The sequence below is a fragment of the Hymenobacter sp. YIM 151500-1 genome (assembly GCF_025979885.1).
Taxonomy (GTDB): Bacteria; Bacteroidota; Bacteroidia; order Cytophagales; family Hymenobacteraceae; genus Hymenobacter.
This window is the reverse complement of sequence record NZ_CP110139.1, coordinates 1,234,795-1,248,751: the sequence shown is the minus strand read 5'-3', so window position 1 is coordinate 1,248,751 and position 13,957 is coordinate 1,234,795. Positions and strand designations below refer to the sequence as shown.

Here is a 13,957-nt window from a genome sequence, read left to right as displayed (position 1 = left end):
GCAGCTGAAGGGCTGTTCGCCACCGGAACTCCCGGGCGGAGGCTTCCCCGGTGCGCCAAGGTGGGAGTGGTGTCCGGCCGCGCGGCGGCCCGGATTGGCACAGCGTGAGAAGTTCCGGCCCGGGAGCCGGTTTCAGGGCTCTAAAATAGCAAACCTTGCTGACCTGTGCCAGCCTTCGGGCCGGGCAGTGGCGGGGCCACAGCGGAGGCTGCTACCGGACCATCAGTAGAGCCGATTGCGGCACTAGCTGCACTGGCCGGCAACGCAGCAGAATCCGCTTCCTCGGGTGTTTCGGCAGCTTCGGTGTCGGTGGGCAGCATGGCCAGCAGGTCAGCTTCCGTGATGATGGGCACCTTTAGCTCGGTGGCTTTTTCGCGCTTGGCGGGGCCCATTTTGTCGCCGGCCACCAGGTAGCTGAGCTTCTTGCTGATGGAGCCCGTCACCTTGCCGCCGTGGGCCTGAATCAGGGCTTGCAGCTCGTCGCGGGAGTGCAGCTCAAACACGCCGGACAGCACGAAGGTCAGACCCTCAAGGCGGTTGCTGACGGCCTGCGGGGCCTCGCCGGTAAGGGCCAGCTGCACGCCGGCGGCCCGCAGCCGCTCCACCATGGCGCGGTTGTCGGACTCCTGAAACCAGGCCGCCGCCGACTCGGCAATGACGCCGCCCACCTCGGGCACGGCAGCCAGCTCGGTAGCCGAGGCGGCCAGTAGGGCGTCGATGGTGCGGTAGTGGGCGGCCAGCTTCTCGGCCACCGTCTCGCCCACGTACCGGATACCCAGGGCAAACAGCACCCTATCAAACGGCACCTGCTTGCTGGCTTCCAGGCCCGCCACCAGGCGCTGCACCGACTTCTCGCCCAGGCGCTCCAGCTGGGCCAGCTCGGCGGCTTTGGCCGGCAGGTCGTACAGGGAAGCCGCGTCCGAAACAAGGCCCAGGTCGAAGAAGCGGCCCACGGTTTCGGCGCCCAGGCCGTCGATGTTCATGGCCTTGCGCGACACAAAGTGCTCCAGGCGAGCCTTGCGCTGGGGCGGGCAGCCCCGGTCGTTGGGGCAGCGGAAATGCGCCTCGCCGGCCGGCCGGATTAGGGGCGTGCCGCAGGAGGGGCAGGCGGTGGGGTACACGATGGGCGCGGCATCGGCCGGGCGGGCGGCCACGTCTACGCCGGTAATCTTGGGAATGATTTCCCCGCCTTTCTCCACAAACACCAGGTCGCCCAGGCGCAGGTCGAGGGCGGCAATCTGGTTGGCATTGTGCACGGAGGCGCGCTTGACCACGGTGCCGGCCAGGGGCACGGGGTCGAGCAGGGCCACGGGCGTCACGGCCCCGGTGCGGCCCACGTTGTACTCCACCTCACGCAGGCGGGTGCGGGCCGCCTCGGCCGGGTACTTGTAGGCAATGGCCCAACGCGGACTTTTGGCCGTGTAGCCCAGCACCTCCTGCTGGCGGAAGTCGTCGAGCTTAATTACGATGCCGTCGGTGGCCACGGGCAGGGTGAAGCGCTTCTTGTCCCACTCGTGCACGAAGTCCAGCACCTCGGCCAGGGAGTGGCAGCGCCGCCAGGTGTCGGACACGGGCAGGCCCCAGGCGGCCAGAGCTTCCAGCGACTCGCTATGGGTGGCAAACTGGTTGCGGCCGGGCATCAGAAACGCGTAGGCGTAGAAGCGCAGGCGCCGCGCCGCTACCAGGGCCGAATCCTGGAGCTTGAGGGCGCCGCTGGCGGCGTTGCGCGGGTTGGCCAGCAAGGCCTCGCCGTTGGCTTCGCGCTCCTGGTTCAGCTCCGCAAACACGGGCAGAGGCATGAACACCTCCCCGCGCACCTCAAACTCCGGAGGCTGGGGCGGGCCTTCGCGGCGCAGGTGCAGGGGCAGGTTCTTGATGGTGCGTACGTTGCTGGTTACCACGTCGCCGCGGGTACCGTCGCCGCGCGTTACGCCCTGGGTAAGCTGGCCGTCCTGGTAGGTCAGGCTCATGGCCACGCCGTCAAACTTCAGCTCGCAGACGTAGGTGTAGTCGGCGCCCTCCAGGCCGCGGCGCACCCGCTCGTCAAACTCGCGCAGGTCGGCTTCGGAGTAAGTGTTGCCCAGGCTGAGCATGGGGTAGCGGTGCTCGGCCGTGGGAAACTGCTTGGTGATGGTGCCGCCCACGCGCTGGGTAGGAGAGTTGGGCTGAGCAAACTGCGGGTACTGCTGCTCCAGCCGGGCCAGCTCGGCCAGCAACTGGTCGAACTCCTGGTCCGACACCTCCGAGATGTCGCGCTGGTAATACTGGTAGTTGAGGTGGTGCAGGCGCTCAGTGAGGGCCAGGATGCGGGCTTGAACGTCGGTTTCGGACATAAAAAGCAAGAATGGAACGGGTCGGCTACCTCCGCAGAAGAGCCAGGACGAAAGTACGCAACGCCCCCCAGCCCTGGTACGGCAGGTGGCGCAAAAAACGTCGGGGCCAACCAGGTCAGCAAGTGAGTAGAAACGGAGAATTGGAGACCGGACAAAGCTCAACCGCTGCGCTTGAACCGGTTGAGGGGAAGAAAAGCACATCTACAGCACACGTACGCCGCCAGAAAAGCAAAGCCCCAGCGGGGCGGCACCTGCTATCCGTGGATAACAAGTGTCGCCCCGCTGGGGCTTTTTGATGTTGAGAGAAGTTTCTACCGACATGCCGCCCCGCCGGGGCTACTGTGCTTGGGTCTCACCCCTCACTTGACACAGTCTCAGGTCTGGCCATTACTCGGCCACCAGCACCCCGTCGGCCTCGAAGTTGAGCTGCTGCTCGGGCTGGGTGATGGCGGCCACTTCCTGAGCCGACTTGCCGGCGTCCTGGGCATAGTGGCGCAGGTCTTCCACCGGCACGGTTTCGCGGTGGGCCCAGCCGTTGATAACTACCGTTTTGCCGGCTATGTCTTTGGGTACGAAAAAGGCGTAGTCTTTGAACCGCACCCGCATCGACTGCCCCTGTGGGGTTTGCATGGTCAGCCAGCAGCCCTTGGCCTGGCACACGGCCGTGGCCTTGCCCACCAGCTTCACCTGCGCCGAGTCGTTGCTGCCGAGCAGGTTGGCTAGTTTGGCTACCGGCTGGGCGCCGGCGGCTGAAATGGGAGTGCCGTAGGTTTTGCCGCTGAGGGCAGCTTGGGTAGCGGAAGCGGACGAGGCCTGGGCCGCCTCGTCGGCCTCAGAGCGGGCCGAGGGCTGGCAGCCGGCCAGCACTGCCAGCAGGCCCGCGGCGGGAAGAAGGGCGTAGTTCATCGTGGGGGAAGTCGGGAAGTCAGGTTGGAGGCCTGAAAATACGACTTTTTGCCCTTACGGCCGGTTCGACTGGCTGCCGACTGGGGCGGGGGCGGGGTTGCCGGTCCGGTTAACGGCCGTCAGCACCCGCACCCGCTCCAGCTTGCCGTTCTTGTCGTACACCTCCGACTTCACCAGCCCCACCGTGGGCGAGTAGTAGTCGACGACGCGCACGGCGGTGCGCATGGTCATGTCGGTGCGGGCGACGGTGCCGGTTTCGTGCTGGGCCTCCACCTGGTAGCAGCTAAACGTACCGGCCGGCGTGGCGAGCGGGGCGGGCCCACCGGCCACGCGGCGGTTCCGGACGGTGGCGTACACCCGGGCAATATCCACGGCCGTGCTGCTGACCTGCACGCTGGTGCCGCCGCTAGGCAGGGTGCTGCCCACGGTAGGCTGATTGGGCCAGGCCAGCGGCACGGGCGAGTAGGTAAAGAGACGGTCGCGGAAAGAGCGCAGGCGTTCCTGCGGCAGCTCACTGGCGCCGTCGGTGAAGCTGGTGTCCTGGCGGCAGCGGAAGGTGAGGTCCTGCATATTCAGCAGCCGGTCGCGGGCGTCGTACTGGCCGCTTTTCAGCAGGGCCGTAGTGGTCGTGACGGTCTTTTTCTTGTTTTGCTCTTCCCCGAAGTGTACCACGCGCTGGCGCAGCGTGCCGGTGCGCCGGCCTTTGCCGTCCTGTAGCTCATACACCAGCTCGGTGTCGTCGTGCAAGCCAAATGGGGTAGGGGTGGAGGGTGCTGCCGCGGCGGGCTGTTGCGCCCACGCACCTCCCGGAACCAGAACCAGAGCCAGCAGCCCAAGCAAAGAAGAACGAAGCATAGTATACTCGAAAAATCACCACTCACTAAAAGAGGCATTCTGCCGTGGGGCTTGCATACGCAGGGCGCCGTGGTTTAGGTTCGGCGGGTCCGGTTGTGCACTCTGCGTCCCTGGGCCAGGTTTGTTTTCTGCACTTTCCGCGCATCTTTGCGCTGCTGGCGGCGCGCCGGCTTACCGCATTGCTCTGTATGGCTGATCAATCTACTTCCTGGGCCGACACGGCCGCTTCGCTGCTCTCCAAGCTTTCGGGCGGGGTAGAGCTGGCCCTGAATTTCGAGCAGATGGAATTGCAGGTGCCCAATCCGCAAAACCCCGCCGTGCCCACCACGTGGCGCCTCAACGGTTCCCTGCGCATCCGGACCCGCGGCGAAAACCTGCCGGCCGTCAGCCCGGCGCTGCCCCCAGCTAGCCCCGAGCACCTTGGCTAGCGGCCTGGAACTGGAGGCCCGGCTGGTGATTACCCTCGATGGCGACGATATCCAGGTGGCCGCCGCGGGTGGCTACCTCATCATCAACTTCCCCAGCCAGCGCGTGTTCGACAAAATTACGGCCGGTCCGCCCCGCGACCCCAACGCGCCGCCTAAGCCCAAGAACCCCAACGCCCCCGACCCGCTGCAACAGCTCCACAACCTGGCCGTGCAGCTGGGCCTGGTGCTGGACCTGCGCGTGACCGGCAAAACCCACGTAGTATTCGGGGAAGGCCGCACCCACAAAATCACCCTGAATGCCGTGCTGGGAAAAATCGGCTCCTTTTTCCGGGGAAAGTAGGTGGTGATGGGGTGAATGGTGACAAGTAGACCGTCCTGCTCCGCACCTTGGCTTGATGCGCCACCTGCGCAGCAGGACGATTCGATAGAAAAATGCCAACTGTCCGCCTGCGGCGACTTGCAGGGTTTCCAGCGCCTCAGTACAAGGTCTGGTTAAGCTCGGCAGGGCACAGAAAAAATCCGGGCACCGGGCCGAATAAAGCCGGAATTCCGTATAGCGGGGGCCGTGGGTTTTGCGTAGCTTGCTGGTGGCCCGCTGCGCCGAAAATGCCCATCAGGGCCGGAACTAAAGGGCTTTAGATTGGTTTGCCTAGTCGCACCCCGCCCGATTTTTCCGCCCGATGAACTCCGATAAAGAATCTACCAACCGTGTAGGGGCCGGCCGCCCCGCCTCCGCCTTTCAGCGCATGGAGCGCCTGCCGCCCTTGCTCATGATGCTCTACCTGGGGCTGGTCGGAATTACGGTGCTGTTCGTGATACTGGTAGTGGCGTACGCCCACACCCGCGCCATCAGCGGGACGCCCACCGGCGTGTATCCGCTGCCCCGCTTTTTCTCGTTGAGTACCGTGGTGCTGCTCATCAGCAGCTATACCATCAGCCAGGCCAAGCGCCTCTACGCCACCGACGACCTGCGGGCCCTGCAACGCTGCCTGGGCGCCACCCTGCTGCTGGGCAGCGTGTACGCGGGCTTGCAAGTGCTGGGCTGGCGCGAGCTGATGGCCCAGGGCGTGGTGCTCGATGGCGTGGCCAGCGGCACCTACATCTACCTGATTTCGGCCCTGCACGTAGCACACCTGCTGGGCGGCATGCTATTTCTGCTAGCCCTGCTGCTGCGCACTAGCCACGCCGCCCGCGACGCTGTGCGCAGCCTCGTCTTCATCCGCAACCCCTACCGCCGCCTCCAGCTGCACATGATTACGCTCTACTGGCACTTTATCGACGGCCTGTGGGTGGCGCTGTTCATGGCGTTTCTGTTTTTGTATTAGGTTTTTTGGGGTGAAGAAGTGATGGGGTGATGAGGTAAATGGTGACAGGAGACAGGTGATAAGAGAACAGTCATGCTGAGCCCCGCGAAGCATCTCTACCGCGGGCTAACTCCATTCGTGGGGACGAAGCGGTAGAGATGCTTCGACTACGGCTGCGCTCAGCATGACCGTTTACGTGTCACCCCATTACCCAAAAACGCAAAAACTTACTCTGCTATGGTCACGGTGCCTTTGTAGCGGCGCTTGTCGGTGAATTCGACCAGGTAGTAGTACACGCCCGCCGGCCGGCCGCCGCCGTCCCAGCGGAAGCTGCGGTTGCCCGACTGGTACACCAGGCTGCCCCAGCGGCTGAAGATTTTAACGCCCGCAAACCGGGAGTTGCAGAAGTCGGGCGGGAGCTTGGCTTGCACGTTGTCCAGCTCGAAAAAGTCGTTTTTGTTGTCGCGCTGGCGGGGCGTGATGATGTTGGGGGGCAGGAAGGTAGTAGTGTCGGGGCTGATGACCTCGAAGCGCACCGTGCGGGTCTGGGGCTGGGGTCGGCAGGTGGTTTCCTGCAACTGAAACGTTACCTCTAGTCCGTTGCCGGAACCACTGCCCGCCACGGCGGCGCAAGACGCCTCCCACCGGAACGTGCCGCTGGCCTGGCCCGCCCCGTTGCGGGGCACAAACGACATGCCCACGGCTCCCAGCTCAAACCCCTGGCCCGCCGCCGTCAGAGCCAGGGCGTCATTGTCCAGGTCGAGGCCGGTGAGGGTGGCTTCGTATACTTCGCCCAAGGCCCGGCGAATCACGACCGGGGCCGTGCCCGTGGCGGGCGGCAGGGTACTGGTCAGGGCCGGGGGGCGGTTTTCGTACACAATCTGCACGGGCACTACCACGGTAGCCACCGTCCGCTCGTTGCAGGGCGTTGTCACGGCCGCAAACTCAAACTCGTACACCGGGCGGTCCACGGCCCGGCAGTCTACGCGCCACGTGAAGCGGCCGGTGCGCTGGTTGCCGCTTTGAGCCTGGGTAAGCTGGGCGCCCAGGCTGGCCGGCGCAAAGCCGCGGCCGGTCATTTCCAGCTGCACGGGGTCGTTGTCGGGGTCGATGGCGGCGAGGTCAAACGTTATCAGGTCGCCGGGGCGGGCTAGCAGGGGCTGGGCGGCCGTGGTGCGCAGCGTAGGCGGGCCGTTGGGGTCGGGCTGGGCCGTGAAAGCCACCCGAACGGTGTCGCGCTTGGGCAGGGGGCAGCCGTTGTCGGCCACTATCAGGTCCAGCAAGTACACCCGGCCCCTGGTGTTAAAGCAAGCCGGAAAGCACAGCTCCGACACCAGCGTGTCGGGGGTGCCGGGCCCGCGCACGGTGCCTTGCAGCACGCTCAGCGTGGGTAGCGGGGCCGTGAAGTTGACGGGCCGCAAGCTCAGGCTGAGCGCCGACGAGGGGTCGGCGTCGGTGAAGCGCAGGCGGAAGCAGCGGGGCGCACCGGGGCGCAGGCGCAGCGTGTCGCGGCCCACCTGGTAGGGTGCTGCCCGGCCCGGCATGCCGAGCAGCACCTTGGGCCGGGCATTCACCGGGCACTGCACCACTTTCAACTGGAAGTCGCGCCGCACCTCGCCCAGCTTCACGCCCCGGCGGTACTCCACGCACCGGATGCCGAACACAAACAGCCCCAGCTGGGTGGGCCGCACTTGCAGCTGGCCCGTGCGCCGGTCGATGGTAAGGGTGGGGGAGCCCGGTATCTGCCGGCTCACCGACAGGCCGGGGTTCCAGCGGATAGGCTCATAGGGTGCGGGGCTGGCCACCATGGGCTTGGGCACCGACACCGACGCGTGGCCGTTCAGGGGCGTGGTCAGCTCATACACCAGGGAGTCGCCGTCGGCATCCTGGCCCCCGAAGGGGTAGGTGAACTGCTCGTTCAGGCAGGCGTAGTCGCCCAGGGGCGCAAACCGATGGGGTGTGGAGTTGCGAAAGGCCTGCCCGCCCCGCACCACGGCCGGAAACTCCAGGTAGAAGGTTTGGGCCGCGTCGCCGGGGGCCTGAATGTTGCTGATGCTCACGTTGCGGCAGCACCGCTCCACGGCCACGTAGTAGCCGCCCGCGCTACCGAAGTTCTGGGGCAGCAGCACCACGCTGCGCGTGTACACCAGCCGGCGCGTCACCAGCGTGGGCGAGGTGCAGGCGGGGTTGGTGTAGCTCACAAACGTGTTGCTGGTGAGCGGCAGCTCCAGGTCCAGCACGCGGGCATTGGTAGCACGGTCGAAGATGCTGGCTGTCAGCTCATTGTCGAGGGCGCCGGCGTTGCCGTTCAGGGCGTCGAAGTACAGATTCAGCGTGAGCTGGTAGGTGTTGCCTTCGCGGTGTTGCAGGTCCAGCTCGCCGCCCACCAGGTGCGTAGCCCACGCCGCCGGAGCGCCGGCCAGCACGAGGAAAAGCAAGAGGAGTAGGCGTAATCGGCAGGGCAGAGGGTAAGGAATTGACATAGCGCAGGTTGGAAGGAAAGGATAACGATAGAGGGAAGATACGAACCGCCGGCCCGGTTTCCGTGCAGCGCGCCCGAAACTTGCGCCGCCCCTGCTTACCTTGGGCCGTACTTCCGCCCTGCTCCCTTTCCATTCTTTCCCTCCTTTCCAACTGAGTATGAAGCAACTATTCCGCCGTGCGGCCGGGGTGCTGGTCCTGCTGGCTGGCCCCGTAGCCGCCCAGGTTCCCGCCCCCCACCTCGACCCTGCCGACCTTGATGGCACCGCCGCCCAGGTCTGCGCCCACACCCGATTGCGCCAGCTGGAGGGCGACGCCCAGCGCCCAGCCTACGCCTCTGTGCGCCACCGCCAGCAGATGAGCCGCTACGACGTCAGCTACTACAAGCTTGACATCAGCCTCGAAAACAATTCCCGCGCCGTAGAGGGCACCGTGACCATCAAGGCCCGCGCCGGCACCGAGGGCCTCGATTCCCTGGCCTTTGAGCTGTATCCCACTTACACCATTGAAGCAGTGAGCGTAGACGGGCGGCCGAGCCCCGGCCTGCGCCGCGCCGGCGGCGACGTCACGGCGGCCCTGCCCGCCACGGCCGCGCCCGGCGCCCTGTTCACGGCCACCATCCGCTACCGCGGCACGGCGCCCAGCGGCGGCGGGGCCGCCATCGGCAACGCCCTGGACACCCGCCTAGTCCCGAACTACAACGTCAACGTCACCTGGAGCCTCTCGGAGCCCTACCACGCCTACGAGTGGTGGCCCTGCAAGCAGGTGCTCACCGATAAGGCCGACTCCACCGACGTGTGGGTAACGACTTCGGCCACCAACAAAGTGGGTTCCAACGGCGTGCTGGTGGCCACCACGCCCGTGGGCGAGGGCAAAGTCCGCTACGAGTGGAAGTCGCGCCACCCCATTGCCTACTACCTCGTGTCGGTGGCGGTGGGGCCGTACCTGGAGTATGTCAACTACGCCAGCCCCGCTGGCGGGCCGCGCATTCCCATCGTCAACTACGTCTACAACCAAGCGGCCCTGAACACCTTCCGCACGGAGATTGACCGGACGCCGGGCTTTCTGGAGTACTTCTCGGAGGTGGCTGGCCTGTATCCGTTTGCCAACGAAAAGTACGGGCACTCTATGGCACCCATGGGCGGGGGCATGGAGCACCAGACCATGACCACGCAAACTACCTTCAACTTCACGCTCACGGCCCACGAGCTGATGCACCAGTGGTTCGGCAACAATGTTACCTGCGGGGCCTGGGAAGACATCTGGCTGAACGAAGGCTTTGCATCCTACGGCGAATACCTGGCCCTGCACCAGCTGTCCTCGCCGGCCGCCGCGCGCCAGTGGCTCGACCAAGCCCACCAGTCGGCCATGCGGGCGGCGGGCGGCAGCGTGCGGGCCGCCGATACCACCTCCGTGGGCCGCATTTTCAGCTCTGCCTTGTCGTATAAGAAGGGCGCGGCCGTGGTGCACATGCTGCGCTACCTGCTCCAGGACGACGCCAAGTTTTTCCGGGCCCTGCGTACCTACCAGAGCACCTACGCCGGCCGCACGGCCCGCACCCGCGACTTGCAGCGGGTGTTTGAGCAGGAAGCCGGCCGCTCCTTGCAGTATTTCTTCGACCAGTGGTTCCGGGGCGAGGGGTACCCCACGTTTACCGTGCGCTGGAACCAGACTGGCGGCACCGTGTACCTGCAAGCCGCCGAAACCGTGTCCATGCCCAGCGTAACGCCCTTCTTCGACACCGACGTAGACTACCGCCTGGTCTTCACCGACGGCAGCTCCCGCACCGTGCGCCTGCGCCAGAGCCAGCCCGTAAGTGGCTTCACCCTGCCCGAAACCCGCGAGGTAGCTTCCGTGCAGGTCGACCCCGAGCAGTGGATTCTGAACAACCCGGCTGGTACTGTCGTGCGCGACGCCAGCTTGGTCTTGTCGTCGCGGCAGGTGGCGCGCGTGGCCCCAGTAGCCGTGTACCCCAATCCGTGCCGGGAGCAGCTGCGCCTGCGCGACCTGACTGGCCGCCCCGCCCAGGCCGAAGTGCTCGACGCCACTGGCCGCGTGGTGCTGCGCCAGGCCATCCGCGCCACCGACCCCGTGCTGCATACCGCCCCGCTCCCGGCCGGCCTCTACCTGCTGCGCCTCACCGCCCCCGGCGGCGAGGTGTCGCAAGCCCGGTTTGTGCGGGAATAGTTTAGACCTGAGACCGTGAGATATGAGAAGTGAGACTCCGTTCTGTTGGTTTTTACATCAGCACGATAGTCTCATGTCTCACCATCTCAGGTCTAAAAAACTCACTTCTTATAATACTTCCGAATGAGCTGTTCGACTTCGGGCGGGGCAGAGGGCAGGTTGAATACGGCGTCCATCAGCTCATCAAACGATGCGGCCGGGGTGAAGATGTCGTCGGTGAAGGGGTTGCTGAGCAAGCGCAGAAAGCCGGGTTGCCCGTTGATGCTCACCAGGTCGATGGTAACGTTGCCGAAGCGCTGGTTGCAGCGCCCGGTGCTGGTGCAGTCGTGGGGCTGGGGCTTGAGGAAGTGCTTGCTGACGGTCTCGGTGTAGCGCGGATGGCGCAGGCGGCGCTCATCCGAGGAAGCCAGGTTGTAACCCAGGCGCAGCACCCGGTCGCGCACAAAATCAAATAGGTGGCGGAAGTTGCCGGGCCCAATGCTGGGGTCGTAGAAAAACACGGCCCCGCGCCGGCCTTCTTCCTGGGCCAGCTGCACCCGAAACGTAGCGCCGGGCAGGCCCGCCTTCTGGTAATGGTAGGCTTTGAAAAACGGCCCCATCCAGTTCAGGTACACCTGGTCGGCCACCCAGGCCTGGCGCACCCGCTCCTGGGCGGCGCTGCGCCGCAGGGGCTGCCACTCAGCTGGGGCGGTGGGGCGGGTGCCACCAAAAAACCGTTGCAGAAACGTAGACACGGCAGGAGAGGAGCTTTCAGGGGTAACACTGCGGAGCATAAATGGTTTTCGGGAAGACGATGCAGCCCTGCACTTGGCCGCGTCGTCTTTTGATTTATGTCCTATTTTTTCTTGCTTGTGCTATGACAACCACCCAACGCACCACGCTCAAACAGCGGCTGCTGGCCGAGTGCCGCCGCATGCAGCAACTGAAAGCCGACCACGCCCGCCAGGCCATGCTCGCAGTGCAGGAAAGTGCCCTCGAAGACCACAGCGCAGAAGACGTGTTCGAGTCGTTTCGCGAAACCTGCCAGCGCCAGCGCGACCTGTTCGCGCGCCAGCTCGACGAGGCCCTGAGTGGCTTGCAGGTACTACAGCGCGTGCCCGAAGCCCGCTCGCCCAAAAACCAGGTCGGGCTGGGCTCGGTCGTTATTACCAACACCCAGCGTTTTTACGTGTCGTTGAGTCTGGGCGAAATCCGCGTCGACGATACCGCTTACTTTGCGCTGTCGGCCTTCTCGCCCCTGTTTCAGGCCATGGCCCCGCACCACCCCGGCGACACCTTTCAGTTCCGCGGCCAGACCTACCGCATCCAGGAGATTTTTTAAGGTGAGAAGCGAGAGGTGAAAAAATAAGCTTGTTTAGAAAGTCCATAGCCCGTCATGCTGAGCGCAGCCGCAGCCGCAGTCGAAGCATCTCTACCTCTGACTAATCTCAACCGTGCGGACGAAGCAGGAGAGATGCTTCGACAAGCGGATGCCAGATGGAGCATGACGGACTGGCTAGTGTGCTTCTGACGACTTCCTCAACCGCTTCACAAAAAAGCGCCGCTTCCGGGGAGGGAGCGGCGCTTTCTTGTGGGGCGGTAGCGGTTGGCTTACTTCACCCGGGTCCAGGTTTGCGACTTGCCGATCAGCGAGAAGCCGATGTAGCCTTTCACCTCCATGGAGTTGGCGTTCAGCATTTTCATGTAGCAGGAGTACGTTTTGCCGCTTTCGGGGTCGTAGATTTTACCGTCGTCCCACTTGTTGTCGGCGTCATACTCGAAGCCCTGCATGAATACCATGCCCAGGCGCGGCCGGTTGCGCAGCTTGGGGTCGGGGTTCATGGTGTCGGTTTTGGGCTTGCCGGTTTTGGGGTCGTTCGGAACGGTAAGCGTTACAATTTTGCCGCACAGCTTGTTACCGCACTTATAGATTTCAAACGTGGCTTTTTTATCGGCGTTGGTCCAGGTACCCAAGGGAGAGAGGGTCTGAGCGGAAGCCCCGCCGGCAGCGCTCAGCAACACGCTCAGGCAGAGAAACAGGAATTTTTTCATGGGCAGGGAGAGAGGTGAATTTCCGGGAAAAGATAGGAGAAAAGTTGGGGGAAATTGCAAGCTACCGGGTTGATTGCGTGTACGGAGTAAGACAAGTTTAAGGCCAACTGTAAAGGCTGTTGAAAACGAAAAAAAATATAACTAAGGAAGGTGTTGAGGTTCAGGTAAATGAAAAATAATGGCCTGTCCAGCCAGAAATAATGGGTTAGTTATTTTGAACCATCGACTGGGTTTTTAACTTTACCTTCCGTAGCGAGTGCTACAGCTTCGGCCAAGCCGCCCTAAGGTGCTGGGAAGCGCGGCCGGAGTTATGTCGGATCTAAAGAAAGGAGGTACAAAATGTCTAGTAGTCCCAACCAAATCCTGCCAAGCCTGTCGAATGTGGTCCGCTTCACCGCCGGACGCGCTTAAACAACAGCTTTCGCGCGGTGTCCGCTCCTAGTTGAGTTGACACCCGCATCACGGCAAGGTCTTACCTGATAAGAAGATGGCGGGGCTGTACCCCAGACCTGTCGCTTGGTAAGATTTGAAGGATTAGATGCCCGGCCCGCCCAGCATATCCATGCACAGGCGGCCGGGCATCGTTGTTTTAGTTTAGAAGGTAGAAGGTTGAGAAATTAGAAAGTTGCGTGTTGGGAGGTGCCGTTCTGTATAGTTGCATTCACTTTCTAACTTCTCAACCTTCTACCTTTTTAACTCTCATAAAACTCTCCGTATGCCCATAAAGCGGCGTTCGTAGTCGGTGCCTTCTACCTGGCTGATTTTAACGCCTGGTTCGCGTTTGGCGGAAGAGGAGTGCACGAAGCGCAGCGTTTGGCCAGGCTGGGAGATGACGATGCCGGCGTGGCCCGGCGTGGTGGAGGTGGCTGCCGTGCCCGTAAACACCACAATGTCGCCGGGGCGGGCTTGGGCGCGAGGTACGGGCTGGCCGGTGCTGATGAGCAGGGCCGTGGCATGGGGCACCGGCACGCGGTAGCGGGCAAACACGTAATAAACAAAACCGGAGCAGTCGAAGCCGGTGGTGGGGGAGGTGCCGGCGTAGCTGTAAGGCGCCCCTAGCTGGCGCAGGGCAAAGGCCACAATGCTGTCGGCGCGGGCCGGGGTGCGGTCTGCCACCACGTAGGCCGTGCGGTGCGCGGGCAGCCCGGCGGCAGGGGTAGCAGGTTGAGCGGGGCGCCGGGCGCAGGCAAAGCGGCCCAGCAACAGGCCCACCAGCATCAGGAAAACAAGCCAAACGTAGCGCATAGCGGAAAGTGATAAGCCCAACAATGCCCTGGTAACGAGTGGTTCACGGTGGAAGTTCGGGTGCCGGGCGGTGGAGCAGTTCCAGCGCTACAATACAAAAAAGCAGCCAACAGCCCGGATTTCGGGCTTACTTTGCAACCCTGGCTGCTTTCTGCTGTCAGCAGCTTGGCAACCGGAATAGCTCAGC

At 63.8% G+C, this 13,957-nt stretch carries 12 protein-coding genes; 5 read left to right on the top strand and 7 right to left on the bottom strand.

From position 1 onward, the window contains the following. Positions 1–140 precede the first annotated feature (140 nt). The 3 genes from ligA to OIS53_RS05110 all read right to left on the bottom strand — a co-directional run bounded on the left by ligA (position 141) and on the right by OIS53_RS05110 (position 4,094). On the bottom strand, positions 141–2,333 hold the full coding sequence (ligA, locus tag OIS53_RS05120; protein WP_264681319.1) for an NAD-dependent DNA ligase LigA: 2,193 nt from the start codon (positions 2,331–2,333) through the stop codon (positions 141–143). A gap of 387 nt (positions 2,334–2,720) precedes the next feature. Next, complete coding sequence (locus tag OIS53_RS05115; protein ID WP_264681318.1) at positions 2,721–3,239, bottom strand: DUF4920 domain-containing protein; 519 nt, start codon at positions 3,237–3,239, stop codon at positions 2,721–2,723. A 54-nt stretch (positions 3,240–3,293) separates the two neighbouring features. Next, positions 3,294–4,094: a TapB family protein gene (locus OIS53_RS05110; protein ID WP_264681317.1), complete on the bottom strand. Its 801-nt coding sequence runs from the start codon at positions 4,092–4,094 to the stop codon at positions 3,294–3,296. 188 nt (positions 4,095–4,282) lie between these two features. Here OIS53_RS05110 and OIS53_RS05105 point away from each other — a divergent pair, with 188 nt between their 5' ends. The 3 genes from OIS53_RS05105 to OIS53_RS05095 all read left to right on the top strand — a co-directional run bounded on the left by OIS53_RS05105 (position 4,283) and on the right by OIS53_RS05095 (position 5,847). Then, positions 4,283–4,522 (top strand): hypothetical protein, encoded by a 240-nt coding sequence (locus OIS53_RS05105; protein ID WP_264681316.1) that lies wholly within the window; start codon positions 4,283–4,285, stop codon positions 4,520–4,522. Further along, positions 4,515–4,862, top strand: a complete 348-nt coding sequence (locus tag OIS53_RS05100) for a hypothetical protein (protein ID WP_264681315.1) — start codon at positions 4,515–4,517, stop codon at positions 4,860–4,862. Before OIS53_RS05105 ends, OIS53_RS05100 begins: the two co-directional genes overlap by 8 nt. Positions 4,863–5,202: 340 nt before the next feature. After that, complete coding sequence (locus OIS53_RS05095) at positions 5,203–5,847, top strand: cytochrome c oxidase subunit 3 (RefSeq protein ID WP_264681314.1); 645 nt, start codon at positions 5,203–5,205, stop codon at positions 5,845–5,847. A 206-nt stretch (positions 5,848–6,053) separates the two neighbouring features. Here OIS53_RS05095 and OIS53_RS05090 read toward each other — a convergent pair whose 3' ends face one another. After that, on the bottom strand, positions 6,054–8,264 hold the full coding sequence (locus OIS53_RS05090) for a gliding motility-associated C-terminal domain-containing protein (RefSeq protein WP_264681313.1): 2,211 nt from the start codon (positions 8,262–8,264) through the stop codon (positions 6,054–6,056). Positions 8,265–8,466: 202 nt separating this feature from the next. Here OIS53_RS05090 and OIS53_RS05085 point away from each other — a divergent pair, with 202 nt between their 5' ends. Continuing rightward, on the top strand, positions 8,467–10,494 hold the full coding sequence (locus OIS53_RS05085) for a M1 family aminopeptidase (RefSeq protein WP_264681312.1): 2,028 nt from the start codon (positions 8,467–8,469) through the stop codon (positions 10,492–10,494). Between the two features lie 101 nt (positions 10,495–10,595). Here OIS53_RS05085 and OIS53_RS05080 read toward each other — a convergent pair whose 3' ends face one another. Beyond that, a complete protein-coding gene (locus OIS53_RS05080; RefSeq protein WP_264681311.1) occupies positions 10,596–11,228 on the bottom strand; it encodes a hypothetical protein in 633 nt (210 codons plus the stop codon). 122 nt (positions 11,229–11,350) lie between these two features. Here OIS53_RS05080 and OIS53_RS05075 point away from each other — a divergent pair, with 122 nt between their 5' ends. After that, positions 11,351–11,815 carry a hypothetical protein gene (locus OIS53_RS05075; RefSeq protein WP_264681310.1) on the top strand — a complete coding sequence of 155 codons (465 nt, stop codon included), beginning with the start codon at positions 11,351–11,353 and terminating at the stop codon, positions 11,813–11,815. Positions 11,816–12,084: 269 nt separating this feature from the next. On the opposite strand, the gene OIS53_RS05070 is transcribed toward OIS53_RS05075, so the two are convergent. Continuing rightward, positions 12,085–12,525, bottom strand: coding sequence for a DUF2147 domain-containing protein (locus tag OIS53_RS05070; protein WP_264681309.1), 441 nt, complete (start codon positions 12,523–12,525; stop codon positions 12,085–12,087). 699 nt (positions 12,526–13,224) lie between these two features. Then, the gene (locus OIS53_RS05065; RefSeq protein ID WP_264681308.1) at positions 13,225–13,770 is read right to left on the bottom strand and encodes a C40 family peptidase; all 546 of its coding nucleotides are present in this window, start codon (positions 13,768–13,770) and stop codon (positions 13,225–13,227) included. Between the last annotated feature and the right edge of the window lie 187 nt (positions 13,771–13,957).

What these genes read in the sequence shown, in the direction of transcription:
- OIS53_RS05095 (WP_264681314.1), top strand. Translation starts at nt 5,203, where the DNA reads ATGAACTCCGATAAAGAATCTACCAACCGTGTAGGGGCCGGCCGCCCC.
- OIS53_RS05110 (WP_264681317.1), bottom strand. Translation starts at nt 4,094, where the DNA reads ATGCTTCGTTCTTCTTTGCTTGGGCTGCTGGCTCTGGTTCTGGTTCCG.
- OIS53_RS05105 (WP_264681316.1), top strand. Translation starts at nt 4,283, where the DNA reads ATGGCTGATCAATCTACTTCCTGGGCCGACACGGCCGCTTCGCTGCTC.
- OIS53_RS05085 (WP_264681312.1), top strand. Translation starts at nt 8,467, where the DNA reads ATGAAGCAACTATTCCGCCGTGCGGCCGGGGTGCTGGTCCTGCTGGCT.
- ligA (WP_264681319.1), bottom strand. Translation starts at nt 2,333, where the DNA reads ATGTCCGAAACCGACGTTCAAGCCCGCATCCTGGCCCTCACTGAGCGC.
- OIS53_RS05065 (WP_264681308.1), bottom strand. Translation starts at nt 13,770, where the DNA reads ATGCGCTACGTTTGGCTTGTTTTCCTGATGCTGGTGGGCCTGTTGCTG.
- OIS53_RS05075 (WP_264681310.1), top strand. Translation starts at nt 11,351, where the DNA reads ATGACAACCACCCAACGCACCACGCTCAAACAGCGGCTGCTGGCCGAG.
- OIS53_RS05070 (WP_264681309.1), bottom strand. Translation starts at nt 12,525, where the DNA reads ATGAAAAAATTCCTGTTTCTCTGCCTGAGCGTGTTGCTGAGCGCTGCC.
- OIS53_RS05115 (WP_264681318.1), bottom strand. Translation starts at nt 3,239, where the DNA reads ATGAACTACGCCCTTCTTCCCGCCGCGGGCCTGCTGGCAGTGCTGGCC.